At 70.7% G+C, this 14,726-nt stretch carries 16 protein-coding genes; 7 read left to right on the top strand and 9 right to left on the bottom strand.

Going from position 1 to position 14,726, the window contains the following annotated elements; translation table 11 throughout:
* Nucleotide 1: 1 nt before the first annotated feature.
* A complete protein-coding gene (locus ACO07H_RS09800) occupies nucleotides 2-901 on the top strand; it encodes a hypothetical protein (RefSeq protein WP_422013548.1) in 900 nt (299 codons plus the stop codon).
* Between the two features lie 7 nt (nucleotides 902-908).
* On the opposite strand, the gene ACO07H_RS09795 is transcribed toward ACO07H_RS09800, so the two are convergent.
* The 5 genes from ACO07H_RS09795 to ACO07H_RS09775 are packed head-to-tail and all read right to left on the bottom strand — an operon-like array spanning nucleotide 909 to nucleotide 5,341.
* Nucleotides 909-1,748, bottom strand: coding sequence for an urease accessory protein UreD (locus tag ACO07H_RS09795; protein ID WP_422013546.1), 840 nt, complete (start codon nucleotides 1,746-1,748; stop codon nucleotides 909-911).
* Complete coding sequence (ureG, locus tag ACO07H_RS09790; RefSeq protein ID WP_422013544.1) at nucleotides 1,738-2,388, bottom strand: urease accessory protein UreG; 651 nt, start codon at nucleotides 2,386-2,388, stop codon at nucleotides 1,738-1,740. The genes ACO07H_RS09795 and ureG overlap by 11 nt, the downstream gene beginning before the upstream one ends.
* Complete coding sequence (locus ACO07H_RS09785; RefSeq protein WP_422013542.1) at nucleotides 2,385-3,068, bottom strand: urease accessory protein UreF; 684 nt, start codon at nucleotides 3,066-3,068, stop codon at nucleotides 2,385-2,387. Before ACO07H_RS09785 ends, ureG begins: the two co-directional genes overlap by 4 nt.
* A complete protein-coding gene (gene ureE / locus ACO07H_RS09780; protein ID WP_422013540.1) occupies nucleotides 3,052-3,705 on the bottom strand; it encodes an urease accessory protein UreE in 654 nt (217 codons plus the stop codon). Before ureE ends, ACO07H_RS09785 begins: the two co-directional genes overlap by 17 nt.
* A gap of 16 nt (nucleotides 3,706-3,721) precedes the next feature.
* Entirely contained in the window at nucleotides 3,722-5,341 is a 1,620-nt protein-coding gene (locus ACO07H_RS09775; protein ID WP_422013538.1) for an amidase, read from the bottom strand.
* Nucleotides 5,342-5,411: 70 nt separating this feature from the next.
* Between ACO07H_RS09775 and ACO07H_RS09770 the strand changes: the two genes are divergently transcribed.
* The 3 genes from ACO07H_RS09770 to ACO07H_RS09760 are packed head-to-tail and all read left to right on the top strand — an operon-like array spanning nucleotide 5,412 to nucleotide 6,839.
* Nucleotides 5,412-5,636, top strand: coding sequence for an AbrB/MazE/SpoVT family DNA-binding domain-containing protein (locus ACO07H_RS09770; protein WP_422013536.1), 225 nt, complete (start codon nucleotides 5,412-5,414; stop codon nucleotides 5,634-5,636).
* Complete coding sequence (locus ACO07H_RS09765) at nucleotides 5,633-6,016, top strand: type II toxin-antitoxin system death-on-curing family toxin (RefSeq protein WP_422013534.1); 384 nt, start codon at nucleotides 5,633-5,635, stop codon at nucleotides 6,014-6,016. Before ACO07H_RS09770 ends, ACO07H_RS09765 begins: the two co-directional genes overlap by 4 nt.
* A gap of 10 nt (nucleotides 6,017-6,026) precedes the next feature.
* Nucleotides 6,027-6,839 (top strand): crotonase/enoyl-CoA hydratase family protein, encoded by an 813-nt coding sequence (locus tag ACO07H_RS09760; RefSeq protein WP_422013532.1) that lies wholly within the window; start codon nucleotides 6,027-6,029, stop codon nucleotides 6,837-6,839.
* Nucleotides 6,840-6,842: 3 nt separating this feature from the next.
* On the opposite strand, the gene ACO07H_RS09755 is transcribed toward ACO07H_RS09760, so the two are convergent.
* From ACO07H_RS09755 to ACO07H_RS09745, 3 genes are all read right to left on the bottom strand, one after another.
* Nucleotides 6,843-7,700, bottom strand: coding sequence for a DMT family transporter (locus ACO07H_RS09755; RefSeq protein WP_422013530.1), 858 nt, complete (start codon nucleotides 7,698-7,700; stop codon nucleotides 6,843-6,845).
* A 66-nt stretch (nucleotides 7,701-7,766) separates the two neighbouring features.
* Nucleotides 7,767-8,456 carry a helix-turn-helix domain-containing protein gene (locus ACO07H_RS09750; RefSeq protein ID WP_422013528.1) on the bottom strand — a complete coding sequence of 230 codons (690 nt, stop codon included), beginning with the start codon at nucleotides 8,454-8,456 and terminating at the stop codon, nucleotides 7,767-7,769.
* 99 nt (nucleotides 8,457-8,555) lie between these two features.
* Nucleotides 8,556-9,224, bottom strand: coding sequence for an ion channel (locus tag ACO07H_RS09745; RefSeq protein WP_422013526.1), 669 nt, complete (start codon nucleotides 9,222-9,224; stop codon nucleotides 8,556-8,558).
* Nucleotides 9,225-9,289: 65 nt separating this feature from the next.
* On the opposite strand from ACO07H_RS09745, the gene ACO07H_RS09740 reads away from it, so the two are divergent.
* Nucleotides 9,290-9,916, top strand: coding sequence for a LysE family translocator (locus tag ACO07H_RS09740; protein ID WP_422013524.1), 627 nt, complete (start codon nucleotides 9,290-9,292; stop codon nucleotides 9,914-9,916).
* 57 nt (nucleotides 9,917-9,973) lie between these two features.
* On the top strand, nucleotides 9,974-11,602 hold the full coding sequence (locus tag ACO07H_RS09735; protein WP_422013522.1) for a sulfatase-like hydrolase/transferase: 1,629 nt from the start codon (nucleotides 9,974-9,976) through the stop codon (nucleotides 11,600-11,602).
* 31 nt (nucleotides 11,603-11,633) lie between these two features.
* Here the strand turns inward: ACO07H_RS09735 and pepF are convergent, their stop codons facing one another.
* Entirely contained in the window at nucleotides 11,634-13,487 is a 1,854-nt protein-coding gene (gene pepF / locus ACO07H_RS09730; protein ID WP_422013520.1) for an oligoendopeptidase F, read from the bottom strand.
* A 394-nt stretch (nucleotides 13,488-13,881) separates the two neighbouring features.
* On the opposite strand from pepF, the gene ACO07H_RS09725 reads away from it, so the two are divergent.
* A complete protein-coding gene (locus tag ACO07H_RS09725) occupies nucleotides 13,882-14,538 on the top strand; it encodes a PEP-CTERM sorting domain-containing protein (protein WP_422013518.1) in 657 nt (218 codons plus the stop codon).
* The last annotated feature ends 188 nt before the right edge of the window (nucleotides 14,539-14,726 follow it).

Genomic DNA, 14,726 nt, shown 5'->3' with positions numbered 1-14,726 from the left:
CGTGAGTTCAATGCCGCCGTGGCCCGTCGCTGCCGAGCATTTCGAGATGCCGCGCGTGATGCGCTGGCTGTACTGGCTCGCGCCGTGGATGACGGCCGGCACAGCGGTCTTCCTGGCCATGCTGCCGTTCACCGCGGCCGACGACCCGCAGTCCTGCCACGACAACAGCGCGCTGCTGGCCTGGGTGGCGGTGCTCGGCGGCGGCGCCTTCGGGCTGCTGACGCTGGCACTGCTGGGCCCGGCGCGTCGCGTCGGCCGAACCGCGACGTCGGTGGACGGCGACGGGCTGTGGGCCACGCGCGACGGCAAGGCAGCAGGCCTGGTGCCATGGACCCACATCACAGCGCTGCGCGACTGGCCGCTGCTGAAGCGGCTGGAACTGCTGGACGCCGCCGGCCACGTCCGTGCGTCGCTGGAATGCGTGCTGACTGACTTCTCGCGGCTGCGCATGCGCGTGCTGGAGCGGGCGGTGCTGCCGCCCTTCGCCATGCCGCCCGACGGCGTGGTTCGCCAGCCCTGGTCGTCACGCGCGCTGAGGCTGGCCGGCGCGGCCGGCATGGCGGCACTGTGCCTGTGGCTGCAGGACGACAAGCCATGGACGGCCTACGGCGGCGCGGCCTTCTTCCTCGTGCTTGGCGCGTGGGACTTCGCGACGACGCCCTCGCTGCTGCGACTGCGGCCAGAGAGCCTGGAAGTCGGCTGGCCGTTCCGGCAGATTTCGATCACACGCGCCAGCGTGCGGGACATCAGCGTCGAGGACGACCCGCAGCAACTGCTGGAGGGCACCGTCGTCGCCCTCCACCGGGCGCCCGACGTGCCGCCGCTGGTGCTGCGCGGCCTCAAGACGACGCCGGCCGAGCTCTACCGGCTGCTGCGCGCCTGGCAAGCCGGCCCGCGCTGACGCGGCGTCAGGTCGCCCATATGCGCGGGTCCCCCCCGGGCAGGCCCCACAGCCGCTCGCGCCATAGCGCGCGGACGCGGCGCAGCGCCAGCGTCATCGCCTCGACCTCGTCGCCGACGACGCGCGCCAGCAGCAGCGGGCCCTGCGGTCCGGCCAGGTGCGTGACGCCCGACAGCGGCACGCCGTCCAGGCAGGCGCGGCTGTCGGTCAGCAAGGTCTCGACGTCAGCCAGCGGCGCGGTCTGCGCAAACGCCAGCGTGCCCAGCACGCGGTGGCCGGCCAGGCCGCAGGGGCCGTCCAGCAGCGCCGCGTCGCCGGCGCGCAGCCAGCCACGGTCCAGCCAGCGGCCCGGTAGCGCCAGGTGCTGCAGCATGCGGCCGCGCTCGAAGGCCAGGCCGGCCGCGGGCAGGCCCAGCACCAGCACCTCGCCGGCGATGAGGCTGGCGCCTTCGTCGAGCTGCAGCCGCACCTCGTTGCGGCCCTCGCAGCCGCTGTAGGCGATGGTTTCCTGCGGCAGCCATTCCAGCCGTGCGCCAGCGGCCACACGGGCCGTCACGGCCTGCACAGCTTCGCCGGCGACGGAGCGGTAGAAGCGCGTCGCCGCCGGCGTCGTGACCAGCAGGTGTGCGCCGGGCTGAACGTCGATGTCGATGTCGAGCCGGTCGCCGCCCACCAAGCCGCCAGGCGGATGCACCAGCACCGCGTGGGCGATGAGCTGGCCTTCGGGGTACAGCGTCTTCAGCAGCCGCAGCGGGCCGTCGTGGCGCGCGTGGACGCGCGTAGCAGCGCCGTCCTGCGTCGCGCTCAGCGCCAATGTCGCCGGCCAGCGGACCACCTCAGCCGACAAGGAGGCCCTTCTTCTCGATGAAGGCCACCACCTCGGCCAGCCCGTCGCGCGTCTTGAGGTTGGTCATGACCCAGGGCTTCACCGGCCGCATGCGGGCGGTGTCGCTGCGCATGACGTCCAGGTCGGCACCCACATGCGGCGCCAGGTCGGTCTTGTTGATGACGAAGAGGTCGCTCTTCGTGATGCCGGGGCCGCCCTTGCGCGGGATCTTCTCGCCGGCGGCCACGTCGATGACGTAGATGGTCAGGTCGCTCAGTTCGGGGCTGAACGTGGCCGCTAGGTTGTCGCCGCCGCTCTCGACGAAGACGATGTCCGCGTCGGGGAACTTCTCCAGCATGCGGTCCACGGCTTCGAGGTTGATGGAGCAGTCCTCGCGGATGGCGGTGTGCGGGCAGCCGCCGGTCTCCACGCCCATGATGCGCTCGGGCGCCAGCGCGCCAGCCACGGTCAGCAGGCGCTGGTCTTCCTTGGTGTAGATGTCGTTCGTGACGACGACGAGATCCCAGCGCTCGCGCATGGTCTTGCACAGCATCTCGACGAGCGTGGTCTTGCCGGAGCCCACGGGGCCGCCCACGCCCACGCGCAGCGGCGGCAGCTTCTTGGTGCGATTCGGGATGGCGTGCAGAGGCGCAGATGTCATGAGCGGAACAGGCGTGAATATTGGGTTTCGTGGCGGGCGCCGTGAACGCCCAGCAGCGGCGCGAACGCCATCGGCTCGGGAGCAGCCCGTGCGGTCGCCACGGCTTGGGGGATGGCTTGCACGAGACGTGCCAGCAGGCGCTGGCCCGACGTCTGGCCCAGCGGCACGCAGCGCACGGCGGCCTGCATCAGGTTCTCGGCCCAGCCGAAGGCGATGGCCGTCAGCGCAGGCTCCAGTGCCGCACCCCGCGAGGCAGCCACCGCGCCCATGACGACGGGCCACGTGGGCGCCGGCCTGAGCTGCTGCAGCAACGGCAGCACGGGCACATCGGCCACCAGGCCTTGCATCCACACCAGCAGGCTGCGGCCCATCTGCTGGGCCTGCTGCAGGCTCTCGCTGGTCTCGCGCGTCTGCAGCACCCAGGCGTTCAACTCGGCGAGCCGCGCGCCATCCAGTGCCAGCGTGGCGGCATGCGCCGCCGCGGCCACCGGCAACTCGGCGCGCGCCTGCACGAGTTCGAGCTGGTTCAGCAGCCAGTCGCCGGCACTGGCTTCGTCGTGCACCACACCCGCATCGACCGTGGCCTCCAGGCCCTCGGAATAGCTGAAGCCGCCCACCGGCAACGCGGGCGAGGCGAGCCAGAGCAGCTGCAGCAGTGATGCCTCAGTGCTTGTGGTCATGCCCGTGGTCGTGGCCGCAGCCCGGGCCATGCACATGGCCGTCGTCATGCGCCTTGACGGGAATCGCCAGCGGCTTGCGCACGGGCGCCGGTGCGGCGGCGTGCGTGTGGTCGTCGTGTGAATGCCCGTGGTGCGCGTGGTCATGACCGTGGTCGTGCCCATGGTGGTGGCCATGCCCCGCGCCTTCGCCATACGCGCCCCCTTCGGGCTCGAACGCGGCCTGCGCTTCGGTGACGATGAGGTGCTGGCGGCGCAGCATGTCGGCCAGCACGGGGTCGGGTTCGAACTGCAGCAGGGTGGGCTGCAGTTCCAGCGGCACATGGCGGTTGCCCAGGTGGTAAGCGGCGCGCAGCAGGTCGAACGGGCTGCCGTGCTCGGTGCAGTGGCGCACCTGCAGCACCGGCTGGGCGGCGGCGATGACGCGCACCAGCGTGCCGTCCTCGGCCACCAGCACATCACCGCCGCGCAGCGTGGTGCCGCGCGGCAGCACGACACCGATCTCGCGGCCGCTGGAGTCGGTGGCGGCGAAGCGGCTCTTGCTGCGCGTGTCCCAGTCGAGTTCGAGCGTGGCAGCGCGCTTGACGAGCACGGGGGCGAGGCCGTTGCCGCCGGCGATGCGTTTGGAAGCGTGGATCATGGTCGCCAGTGTGCCTTCAGGCGGATGCCGTGGGCTTGAACAGGGGTTCGCGGCGCAACTGGGTGCGCTGCTCGTAGTCGGCGGCCAGCGCCAGCAGCTTGGCGTCCGCCCAGGCCGTGCCGAAGAAGGACAGCCCCACTGGCAGGCCGCTGACCTGGCCCATGGGCACAGTCACGTGGGGATAGCCGGCGACGGCGGCAGGCGTCGTGGCCGAGGGCGTCCCGTCCTGGTCGCCCTTGACGGGGTCGATCAGCCAGGCCGGGCCGGACGTGGGCGCGACGATGGCGTCGAGCCTGTGCTTCTTCAGCATCGCGTCGATGCCCTGCGCCCGCGCCGCGCGCTGGCCGGTGGCGAGCGACTTCAGGTACTTGGGCGCTTTGATGCCACCGGCCATGGCAGATGCTGCCGAGGCCTCGAACCACTCCTGGCCGAACAGTGCCAGCGTTTCGGGGTGCGACTGGTTGAAGGCCACGAGGTCGGCGATGGTCTTGAACGGGCCGCCCGGCGCGAACTCGCGCAGGTAGTCGGCCATCGCGGGCGCCATCTCGTACACCAGCACGTCCAGCTCGCCCGCGCCCATGGCCGGGAGCTGTGGCAGCGGCTCGCGCACCAGCGTCGCGCCGGCCGCCTCCAGTGCCTGCAGCGCGGCCTCGAACAGCGCCACCGTCGCGCGGCCATGGCCTTCCGCCAGGTTGACCGCCACGCCCAGGCGCTTGCCCTTGAGCGCCCCGGGCGGCAGCTGCAGCAGCGCGTCGCGGTCGAAGCGGCCCTGCTGCGTCTTCGTCACCGGGTCGGCCGGGTCCACACCGGCCATGGCCCACAGCAGCAGCGCGGCGTCGGCCACGCTGCGGCACATCGGGCCGGCGGTGTCCTGCGAGAACGCGATGGGGATCACACCGTGCCGCGACACCAGGCCCACCGTGGGCTTCACGCCCACCAGCGCCTGCAGCGAGCACGGCGACGTGACCGAGCCGTCCGTCTCCGTGCCCACGCCCAGCAGCGCCAGGTTGGCGGCCAGCGCGGCGCCGGTGCCGGACGACGAGCCGCTGGGCGAGCGGTCCAGCGCATAGGGGTTGACGGTCTGGCCGCCGCGGCTGCTCCAGCCACTGACCGAGGCCTTGCCGCGGAAGTTGGCCCACTCGGAGAGATTCGTCTTGCCCAGGATGACCGCGCCGGCCTCGCGCAGCCGCGCCACCAGCGTCGCGTCCCTGGGCACGGCCACGCCGGCCAGCGCGATGGAACCGCCCGTGTTGGACATGCGATCGTGTGTGGCGATGTTGTCCTTGAGCAGCACCGGCAGCCCGTGCAGCGGGCCGCGCAGCTTGCCGGCGGCGCGCTCGGCGTCCAGCGCGGCGGCCAGGCTTTCAGCGTCCGGGTTCAGCTCGATGACGCTGTTCAGCTTCGGGCCGGCGCGGTCCACGGCGGCGATGCGCGCGAGGTAGGCCTGCGTCAGCGCCAACGAGGTGAGCCTGCCATCGGCCATCTGCCGGCTCGCCTCGGCGGCGGTCAGCTCGGTCCAGCGGAAATCGGGGGGCGCGGCGGCGGAAGCGGTCAAGGCGGCGGGTCCGGCGGCGGCGGTGGCGGCCGTCGCGGCTGACAGCGCCGGCGCGGCGCTGAGGAAGTTGCGGCGTTTCATGGCGGGGCCTCGGGCTTGTGATGGGCAGAAACGCCGGCTAGTATTACAAACGTTATAACGGAGTCAATCCATGAGTGCACTCAAGCTCACGCAAATCGGCAACTCGGTCGGCGTCATCCTGCCCAAGGAGGTGCTGGCAAGGTTGAAGGTGGAGAAGGGAGACACCTTGTATCTGACCGAGGCGGCCAACGGCGTCACGCTGACGCCCTACGACCCGGGCATCGAAGCCCAGATCGAAGCGGGCCGTGAGTTCATGCGAGAGTTCAAGGACACCTTTCACCAGCTCGCTAAATGAGCTGGATCTGGATTGATCGCCGCGCGCTGGAACTGCTGCACGGCGAGAGCCTGCGCGAGCACGGCGGCACGGCCGGGTTACGTGACGAAGGCCTCCTGGAATCTGCCTTCGCGCGGCCGCCCAACCTCGCTCACTACGGCTCGCCGGACGTCTTCGACCTCGCAGCCAGCTACGGCGTGGGCCTCGCGAAGAACCACCCCTTCGTTGACGGCAACAAGCGCGCGGCCTTCCTGTCCATCGGCCTGTTCCTGTTCCTCAATGGCTGGTGGCTGACCGCTTCGCAGGCTGACGCCACGTTGACCATGCTCTCCGTCGCCGCCGGCGACACCGACGAAGCCGCGCTGGCGCAATGGCTGCGCGAGCACACCGCCCCACGCTGACCCGATCACCATGCAACTCGACACCCTCATCGTCTCCATCCAGGACCATATCGCCACCGTCCGCCTGAACCGGCCCGACAAGGCCAACGCGATGAACGCCGTCATGTGGCAGGACATCCGCCGCGCGTTCGACTGGATCGACGGCCAGCCCGAGGCCCGGGTGGCGGTGCTGGAAGGCGAAGGCAAACACTTCACCGCCGGCATCGACCTGCAGATGATGATGGGCATCGCGCCGCAGATCCAGGACCCCTGCGACGGCCGCACCCGCGAAGGCCTGCGCCGCGTCATCCTGGACATGCAGGACACGCTGACCAGCCTGGAGCGCTGCCGCAAGCCCGTGCTCGCGGCCATCCACGGCGCCTGCGTGGGCGGCGGCATCGACCTCATCACCTGCGCCGACATGCGCTACTGCTCGGCAGACGCCTACTTCTCCATCAAGGAGATCGACATCGGCATGGTGGCCGACGTGGGCACGCTGCAGCGCCTGCCCAAGATCGTCGGCTCGCAGGGCCTGGTGCGCGAGCTGGCCTACACCGGCCGGCGCATGGACGCCGCCGAAGCGCGCGAGGTGGGCCTCGTCAACCGCGTGTTCGACAGCCGCGAGGCGCTGCAGGCTGGCGTGCGCGACATCGCCGCGAGCATCGCCGCCAAGTCGCCGCTGTCCATCCGCGGCACCAAGGAGATGCTGAACTACGCCCGCGACCACTCGGTGCCCGACGGCCTGAACTACATCGCCACCTGGAACGCCGCGATGCTGATGAGCGAGGACCTGACCCAGGCCATGATGGCCGGCAAGGGCGCCGCGCCATCGTTCCGCGACTGAGGCTCAGCCCGCCTCGCGGCTGCCCCACACGGCGGCGCCGACGATCATCAGCCCGCCCAGCGCCAGCGACGCCGTCAGCGCCTGGCCCGTGGCGACCAGCACCACCGCCGTGGACAGCAGCGGCGTGAGGAAGGCCAGCAGCCCGATGCGGCGCGGGTCGCCGGCCTTCAGCGCCGCGTCCCACAGGAAGAACGCACCGCCCAGCGGCCCCAGGCCCAGCGCGACGATCAGCAGGGCATCGCGTGCGCTCAGGTCCACCGCAGGCTCCCACAGCGCATGGCAGGCCAGCGACAGCAGGCCCGACACGGCCGCGAAGCTGCCCACCGCGCTGGTCGGGAAGGCCGGCACGCGGCGCGTCAGCAGCGAGTAGCTGCTCCACACCAGCGCCGAGCCCAGCGCCAGCGCATAGCCCGCATGCCAGCCGCCACTCGCTTCGCCCCCAGCCCGGCCGAGGATGACCACCGCCGCACCCGCAAAGCCCAGCAGCGCCGCGCCCACCTGCGCCGCGCGCCAGCGCAGGCCCGGCAGCAGCACGGGTGCCAGCACCACCATGCCCAGCGGCCACAGGTAGTTGATGAGGTTGGCCTGCAGCGCCGGCGCGGTGCGCAGCGCCATGAACAACAGCAGGTGAAAGCCGAACAGGCCGTAGACCCCCAGCGCCAGCGTGCGCCACGGCAGCACCCAGGCCTGCCACCGCCAGCGTGACAGCGGCAGCGCCAGCGCGCTGCCCACCAGCAGCCCCAGGCCCGTCAGCAGGAAGGGCGGCACATGCGCGAGCGAGACGCCCAGTGTGGCGAGCGAGGCCCACATCAGGATGGCCGCGAGGGCCAGGAGATCAGCTCGGTCGGCTTTGTTCAGCATGCCGGCCAGTCTCGGCGCTGCGTCGTCGCGCAACGCCGGGCGGTCGTCGCGCGCCAGCGGTCGCCGTCAGGCGGCGGGGCCGGCGCCGCGCCGCAGCGCCGCCGTCAGCGCCGAGGGCGAGTCGTAGCCCACGCGCTGCGCCACCAGCGCCACGGGCAGGCCGGCGGCGCGCAGCTCGCGGGCCCGCGCCAGCCGCTGCGCGCGCAGCCACTGCATGGGCGTGAGCCCGGTGGCCGCCAGGCAACGGGCGCGGAACTGGCTCTCGGCCAGGCCCGCCCGGGCGGCCAGGTCGGCCACGGTCAGCGGCGCGGCCAGGCGCGTCTGCAGCCAGCGCCGCAGGCCGGCCCAGTCGATGGCCCGGCCGCTGCGCAGCACCGCGCGCACCTCGCCCGGCCCCCAGGCCTGGGCCAGCAACTGCACGGCCAGCGCCTGCGACACCGGCAGGCCCTGCTGCAGCGACGCGGCCAGGAAGCGCACCAAATGGTCCACCGGCTGCGCGTGCTCAGGCGCGGGCGCGCGGGCGGCCCAGGCGGGGTCGGCTGTGTCCAGCACCAGGCACTGGCTGCCCTGCGGCGCCTCGAAGTCGTGCAGCGCACCGGGCGGGATCAGCAGGCCCTGCCCCGCCGCCAGCCGCTGGCCGCGGCCGTCCATTTCCAGTTCCAGCGCACCGTCCAGCGTCCACAGCACCTGGGCATGGTCGTGCGCATGGCTGCCGCGGGACGGGCCGTAGTGGCGCAAGGTGAGCGTGGGCGACATGGGCTGGCGGCGGGCGGGCAGATGCGAGTGTCCTGGTGCGGCAGCGGGTGTCAAGCCGGGGGGCGTTGCGTGGCGACGTGGATGCCGGGCTGGCGCGGATCAGCGCCGCAGCAGCGTCAGCCCGATCAGCCGCGACACCACCGCGGCCAGGTACATCACGCCGACGAACATCTCCAGGCTCGCCACCGCACGCGCCAGAGGCCGCACCGGGATGACGTCGCCGATGCCTGTGCTGGACAGCAACGCGAAGCTCAGGAACATCAGCTCCGACCAGGTGCGCGGCTGCTCGGCGTTGACCGCCGCCATGAAACTGCCCGGCTGCACGGCCTGCAGCACCTCGAAGCTGTAGGCAAAGCCCCAGGCCAGCAGCGTGAAGGTGGCGCCGGCCGCGAACAGCTCGTCCGTCGTCGCGCGCATGTCGCCCAGCATGTAGGCGACGAGGCTGCCGGCCGCGTAGAAATAGAACAGCGCCTCCAGCGCGGCGGACCAGGGCAGCAGCCAGTGCATCTGCCACACCCCCTGGAGCACCAGCAGGACGATGGCCGGCAGCGCCAGGCACACGCTCAGCCACGTGAGACCCGGCGTGCGTCGCACCATGCCGGTGGTGAAGATCAGCACCGCGATGCCGAAGGCGCTCAGCGCCAAGGGGCCGGCGCGCGTCGTTTCCAGCAGCGGGTAGAGCAGCAGGCCGGCGAGCTGCACGACCAGCAGGATGGCCGAGGGGTGGCGGCGCGTGAGGATGAGGAGTCTTCGGTGGCGGACCTGCATGCCGGCATTCTGTGCCCTGCGCAGGAGCACATGGCCCACCGGTTGGGCCCGCTTAGCATCCGCCCATGCTGACCGCCGCCCAAGCCCTCGCCTTCCTCGCCACCGCCATCATGCTCACCGCGACGCCCGGGCCGGACAACCTGATGGTGCTCAGCATGGGCATGTCGCGCGGCCGGCGGGCGGGCATGGCCTTCGGCCTGGGCTGCGCTCTGGGTTGCCTCAGCCACACGTTGCTCGCCGTGGTGGGCGTCAGCGCGCTGGTGGCGGCATCGCCCGTCGCGTTCACGGCGTTGAAGGCGGCCGGCGGCGCCTACCTGCTGTGGATGGGCGTGCAGGCCTGGCGGCATGCCGGCGCCGTGCGCGTGGGCGGGGAGGCACTGGCGGAGACGCCGCTGCGCCAGCTGTTCGTGAAGGGGCTGGTTGCCAACGCGATCAACCCCAAGGTGGTGCTGTTCTTCCTGTCCTTCCTGCCGCAGTTCGTCGTCGCGCAGCAGGGCCAGGTGGCGTGGCAACTGGGGCTGCTGGGCGTGCTGTTCACCGCGCAGGCGGCGGTGCTCTTCGGGCTGCTGGGCTACTTCTCCGGTGGCATCGGCGCCTGGCTGAACCGCCGGCCCAGCCTGGGAAAATTGCTGGATCGGCTGGCGGGGACGGTGTTCATCGGCCTGGGCGTGCGCATGATCACGACACGCTGAGTCCCCTGTCACTTGCCTGGCACGAACCTCTCGCCCACTCCCCCTGATTCCTGAAGCATGTTCCGTTTCCATCTTCCCAAGCGGTTGTCAGTGCCGGTGGCTTCGCTGTCGCTGCTCGCGCTCGTCACGCTCGCCGCGGTCGCCGGCTACGAAGGGCGTCGGGTGGCCCAGGTCGTCGTGCTCGCGCTGCCGGCCGTGCTGTGGCTGCTGTGGCCCCTCAAGTCCACCCGGTGGCGCTCGTTGCGGTTCGCGGTGGCTGGCCTGCTGATCGGCCTGTTCCTCATCGACGGTGCCGTCCGCGCCTTCATGCGCATGCACTACCAGGCTTCTCCGGAAAGCTCGCTGGTGCTGGCAGCCGTGGCCAACACGACGCCTCGCGAGGCGCTCGAATACGCGTCCTCGCAAGCACTCACGCTGGCGGGCGGCGGGGCGGCATTGATCGCTTCGCTGTGGCTGGTGGCAGCGCTCGTCGGCGCGGCCAATCGCCGCAGCGAGCCCCTCCGCTTGCGTTCTCGATGGGTGTTCGCCGTGCTGATGGCGCTGTGTCTTGCCGGGCTGCTGAGCAAACCCTGGCGCCGCCATCACCCGGTGTTGTTCTGGCCGAACTGGGTGGCGTCCGTGGGCGAGCTGCGTTCGGCCTGGTCGAATCAGGAAAACGAGCGTGCCAAGCTGCTCGCGAATGCCCTTGCGGCAGGTGCCCGAACGTCGATGACAGGGCCTTCGACCGTTGTCCTCGTGCTGACCGACAGCATCAACCGCGACAACATGGGTCTGTACGGCTACTCGCGCGACACCACGCCGCACCTGGCCCAGCTCGCCGCTGCCGAACGGGGGCAGTTCCTGAAACTGCAGCATGCCTGGTCCGTGCAGCCCAGCACGCTGGCCTCGTTGAGCGGCCTGTTCAGCTTCGGCGCGCGGGACGAGGACGACCCTGTCAACAAGACCCATCACCTGCTGGCGCTGGCGCGCGCGGCGGGCTATCGGGTCTGGTGGATGAGCAACCACGACGATGTCGCGATCGAGCAGCAGCATGCGCGGCTCGCCGACAGCCTCGAGATGATCAACCGGGAGCCCGGCCGTTCCACCGCCATGCTCGACGGTGAGTTGCTGGACTGCCTGAAAGAAGCGTTGATCGATCCCGCACCCCGCAAACTGATCATCGTTCACCTGCTGGGCGCGCACCCGCACTACCGCCTTCGCGCACCCGCAGACTTCACGCCCTTTGCAGAAGAGACGGACGGCGTCGAGCGCGACATGATGCGCCGCGGCAAGCCGGCTTGGCTGCGCGCGGCGCGGCGCTCGTATGACACGGCCATCCGCTACCACGACTCCGTCGTTGCCGAGACCTTGCGGCTGTCCCGCCATCACACGCCAGGCGGCGGGCACGCTTCCTGGATGTTTCTGTCAGATCACGGCCAGGAAGTCGGCCACGAACGGGTCTTCGCAGGGCACAGCCCTTCCACCGCAGCGGGCTATCGCATCCCCGCGCTTCTTTGGCGCAGCGCCGCACCGTTCGACGCAGCCATCACGAGTCGGCCGTTCCGAGCCGACTGGGCCGGCTGGACACTGGCGTCGTTGATGGGCCTGCAGTGGCGAGGCCAGGCGTCCGAGCTGGATGTCCTCAGCCCGAGCTACGCCTGGCAGGCGCCGCAGCTTCAGGTCAAGGCGGTGCGGTACGACCAGTGATGGGGGGCTGGCGCCGGGTCGCACTGGCTCGTCACTGGGCCGCCAACAGCGCCTCCATCTCGTCCATGATGCTGTCCATGCGCTTGATGACGGCCTGGTAGGGCGCGGGGGTCGCCATGTCCAAGCCTGCGTTCTTCAGCGCCTGGTAGGGCGCCACCGAGCCACCGCCGGCCAGCAGCCTCAGGTAGTTGTCGCGGGCGCCGGGCTTGGCGGCCAGGATGTCTTCGGCGAAGTGCAGCGCCGCGGTGATCGACGTGGCGTACTGGTACACGTAGAACGGCCGGTAGAAGTGCGGGATGAAGGCCCATTCCTGGCAGTACGCCGGGTCGATCTTCATCACCCCGGCGGCGTCGCCGTGGTAGTCCTTCAACAGCTTGCAGTAGATCTCCGTCATGCGCTTGCCGTTCAGCGCCTCGCCCCTGGCGGCGGCGTCGTGCGTGTTCAGCTCGAACTCGCCGAACATGGCCTGGCGGAAGAACGTGCCGCGCAGGCGCTCCAGCGCATAGCCCAGCTGGTAGAGCTTTTCTTCCTTGCTGGTGGCCTGCCCGCGCATGTAGTGGCTCAGCAGCACCTCGTTGGCGGTGGAGGCGATCTCGGCGATGAACAGCGAATAGTTCGCCGTCTCGTACGGCTGCGCGCGGTTGGCCATGGCCGTGTGCATGGCGTGGCCCCACTCGTGCGCGAACGTGCTGACCGACTCGAACTCGCCCTGGTGGTTCAGGAACACGAAGGGCGGCGCGCCGTACACGCCGTCCTGGTAGGCCCCGCCGCGTTTGCCGGGCGCCGGCATGGCGTGCATGGTGTTGCCCTTGAAGGCCTTCGCCAGCAGGGCCTGGTAGTCGTCGCCCAGCGGCTGGGTGGCGGCCAGCGTCAGCGCGGCGGCATCGTCCAGGCTGTATTGCTTGTTCTGCGTGACCAGGGCCGGGTAGATGTCGTAGTAGTGCAGGTCCGGCAGTCCCAGCATCTTCTGGCGCAGCTTGAAGTAGCGGTGCAGCGTGGGCAGGCCCTTGTGCACCTCGGCCACCAGCGTGCGGTACACGGCCTCGGGGATTTCCTCGGCGCCCAGGCTCATGGCCACGGCGCTGGGGTAGCGGCGCAGCCTGGCCATGATGGTGTCGTCCTGCACCACGTTGCCCAGCGTCACGCCGTAGGTGTCCTCGTACTGGGCTATCGCGCCGAAGAAGGCGTCGAACACCTGCTTGCGCACCGCGCGGTCGGGGTTCTGCCGCAGCAGGCCGTACTTGGTGTCGGTCACGCGCTCGGTCTTGCCGTTGACCGTCAGCTCGGGCCACTGGGTGTTGGCGTTGAACAGCAAGGTGCGCACCTCGCCCGTGGCTTCGCGCACCGGGCCCAGCGCCGCGATCACGGCTTCGCTCTCGGCGCTCAGCGTGTGCCTGGCCTGGCGCAGGCTGTTGCGCAGGTGCTCGGCATGCTTCTTCAGCCCCGGCTCGGCCTTCACGAACGCCGCGACCTTGGCCTCGCCCAGCGACTGGATCTCGGGCTCCAGCCACGCGATGGTGCTGCTGTACTCACCGCCCAGCTGCGCCGCCAGGTTGCTGCGCTCCTGGTTCTGGGTGTCCCGGTTGTCGGTGGACTGCTTCATGCTGGCGTACACGCGCAGGCGTTCGACACGCAGGTTGGCCGCGCTGATGGCGTCCAGCCCGGCGCGCAGGCTCTGCGCGCTCTTGCCCAGCGTGCCCTTCAGCGCCGCCAGCTTGGGCAGGTCGGCCAGCAGGGCCTTGCGGGCGGATTCCCAGTCGCTGTCGCTGGCGTAGAGGGGGGCGAGGTTCCAGACGGTGGGCAGCGGCTGGGCGTGGGCGGCGTGGCCGCCGAGGGCAAGGCCAAGGCAGAGCACGAGGGTGCGGGGAAGGGGCAGACGTTTCATGGCGGCAGGGATGGAAGGACCGGGCCCCAGAGTGTCGCGAACGGCGCCAGCCGTATCCGAAGTGACACCGGGAAAGTCCGGGGTCGATGGGCCCCGTGGGTTGGGGTAAGCCTGCGAACCCCAACATCACCGCCTTGTTGGCAGACGTCAGTGGCATGGCGGCCGACACGGGAAAAGGGGCGTTGGGGCTCGCTACGCTCACCCCGACCCACCACCTTGCTGCGGCTGAATGTCGATGCCGGTGCAGGTGCAGGTGCAGGTGCAGGTGCAGGTGCAGGTGCAGGTGAAAACCCTCTCATCAAACTTGCTCGGAATGTCATCCATGCGGGGGACATCCGGCTGCGGCTGCATCTCGCACACTCAGCGCACCCATTTGCCAGGAGAACCCTTCACCATGACCCGTCCCGTCATCCATCTCTCAACGCTCAAGGGCGTGGCAGCCGCCCTTGCCCTGGTCGCCGGATCGGTCGCGTCGATGCAGGCGCACGCCGACGTGGTGTACAGCGGCACCACCAGCATCGCGATCCCCGTCTCCACGGCAGGCATCTACCTGAACGTGGTCACGGGTGCCACCGGCACCTCGTCGAGCGCCACGCCGGGGTGGGACCTGAACCTGTGGGGCAGCGGCAGCCTGTTCGCCTGGGGCAACACGGGCGGTGGCGTGGTGACCGGCCTGGGCGCCTCGACCTCGGCGGCCGACAACCTGGCGCTGGGCACGCTGGTCAATGCCAGCCTGGGCACGTCACTGTCTCCCGGCGGCCTGCAGACGGAGACGGGCGCCACGGCTTTCCTGCTGAACAGCACGAACAACTACATCGGCTTCTCGTTCCTCAACGAGGCCACCGGCGCGACGAACTACGGCTGGATGCGCCTGTCCATCGGCACGGCCTTCAATGACCCGGCCCGTGCCATCATCGGCTACGCCTACGACAACACGGGCGCCGGCATCGGCGTCGGTGCCGTCACGGCCGTGCCGGAGCCGGCGAGCGCGGTCCTGGCCTTGGCCGGGCTGGCCGGGCTCGGCTTGTGGCGGGCACGCCGCCGAGGCTGATGCCGGCGCCGGCCTGAGCGGTGCCCGCCTCGGCGGGCATTTCGCTTTCTGGCGCCTGCCGACCGGTGGGCCAGCCCGGGCGGCACAGCCGGGGCCCGCGCACTTTTCAAACGGCTCGATGACTTCCGGTATGGCCCGCACGGCGCGCGCGCGGCTATGGTGCACGCTTTGCGTTTTGTGCCCCGTAC

Origin of the sequence: Roseateles sp. (genome assembly GCF_965229315.1) — a bacterium.
Classification (GTDB): domain Bacteria; phylum Pseudomonadota; class Gammaproteobacteria; order Burkholderiales; family Burkholderiaceae_C; genus Pelomonas.
The sequence above is the reverse complement of the archived record's forward strand: the minus strand, read 5'-3'. Positions and strand labels throughout refer to the sequence as shown.

What these genes read in the sequence shown, in the direction of transcription:
- ACO07H_RS09760 (WP_422013532.1), top strand. Translation starts at nt 6,027, where the DNA reads ATGCAACTCGACACCCTCATCGTCTCCATCCAGGACCATATCGCCACC.
- ACO07H_RS09755 (WP_422013530.1), bottom strand. Translation starts at nt 7,700, where the DNA reads ATGCTGAACAAAGCCGACCGAGCTGATCTCCTGGCCCTCGCGGCCATC.
- ureE (WP_422013540.1), bottom strand. Translation starts at nt 3,705, where the DNA reads ATGATCCACGCTTCCAAACGCATCGCCGGCGGCAACGGCCTCGCCCCC.
- ACO07H_RS09775 (WP_422013538.1), bottom strand. Translation starts at nt 5,341, where the DNA reads ATGAAACGCCGCAACTTCCTCAGCGCCGCGCCGGCGCTGTCAGCCGCG.
- ACO07H_RS09785 (WP_422013542.1), bottom strand. Translation starts at nt 3,068, where the DNA reads ATGACCACAAGCACTGAGGCATCACTGCTGCAGCTGCTCTGGCTCGCC.
- pepF (WP_422013520.1), bottom strand. Translation starts at nt 13,487, where the DNA reads ATGAAACGTCTGCCCCTTCCCCGCACCCTCGTGCTCTGCCTTGGCCTT.
- ACO07H_RS09745 (WP_422013526.1), bottom strand. Translation starts at nt 9,224, where the DNA reads ATGCAGGTCCGCCACCGAAGACTCCTCATCCTCACGCGCCGCCACCCC.
- ACO07H_RS09765 (WP_422013534.1), top strand. Translation starts at nt 5,633, where the DNA reads ATGAGCTGGATCTGGATTGATCGCCGCGCGCTGGAACTGCTGCACGGC.
- ACO07H_RS09725 (WP_422013518.1), top strand. Translation starts at nt 13,882, where the DNA reads ATGACCCGTCCCGTCATCCATCTCTCAACGCTCAAGGGCGTGGCAGCC.
- ACO07H_RS09770 (WP_422013536.1), top strand. Translation starts at nt 5,412, where the DNA reads ATGAGTGCACTCAAGCTCACGCAAATCGGCAACTCGGTCGGCGTCATC.
- ACO07H_RS09735 (WP_422013522.1), top strand. Translation starts at nt 9,974, where the DNA reads ATGTTCCGTTTCCATCTTCCCAAGCGGTTGTCAGTGCCGGTGGCTTCG.
- ACO07H_RS09750 (WP_422013528.1), bottom strand. Translation starts at nt 8,456, where the DNA reads ATGTCGCCCACGCTCACCTTGCGCCACTACGGCCCGTCCCGCGGCAGC.
- ureG (WP_422013544.1), bottom strand. Translation starts at nt 2,388, where the DNA reads ATGACATCTGCGCCTCTGCACGCCATCCCGAATCGCACCAAGAAGCTG.
- ACO07H_RS09740 (WP_422013524.1), top strand. Translation starts at nt 9,290, where the DNA reads ATGCTGACCGCCGCCCAAGCCCTCGCCTTCCTCGCCACCGCCATCATG.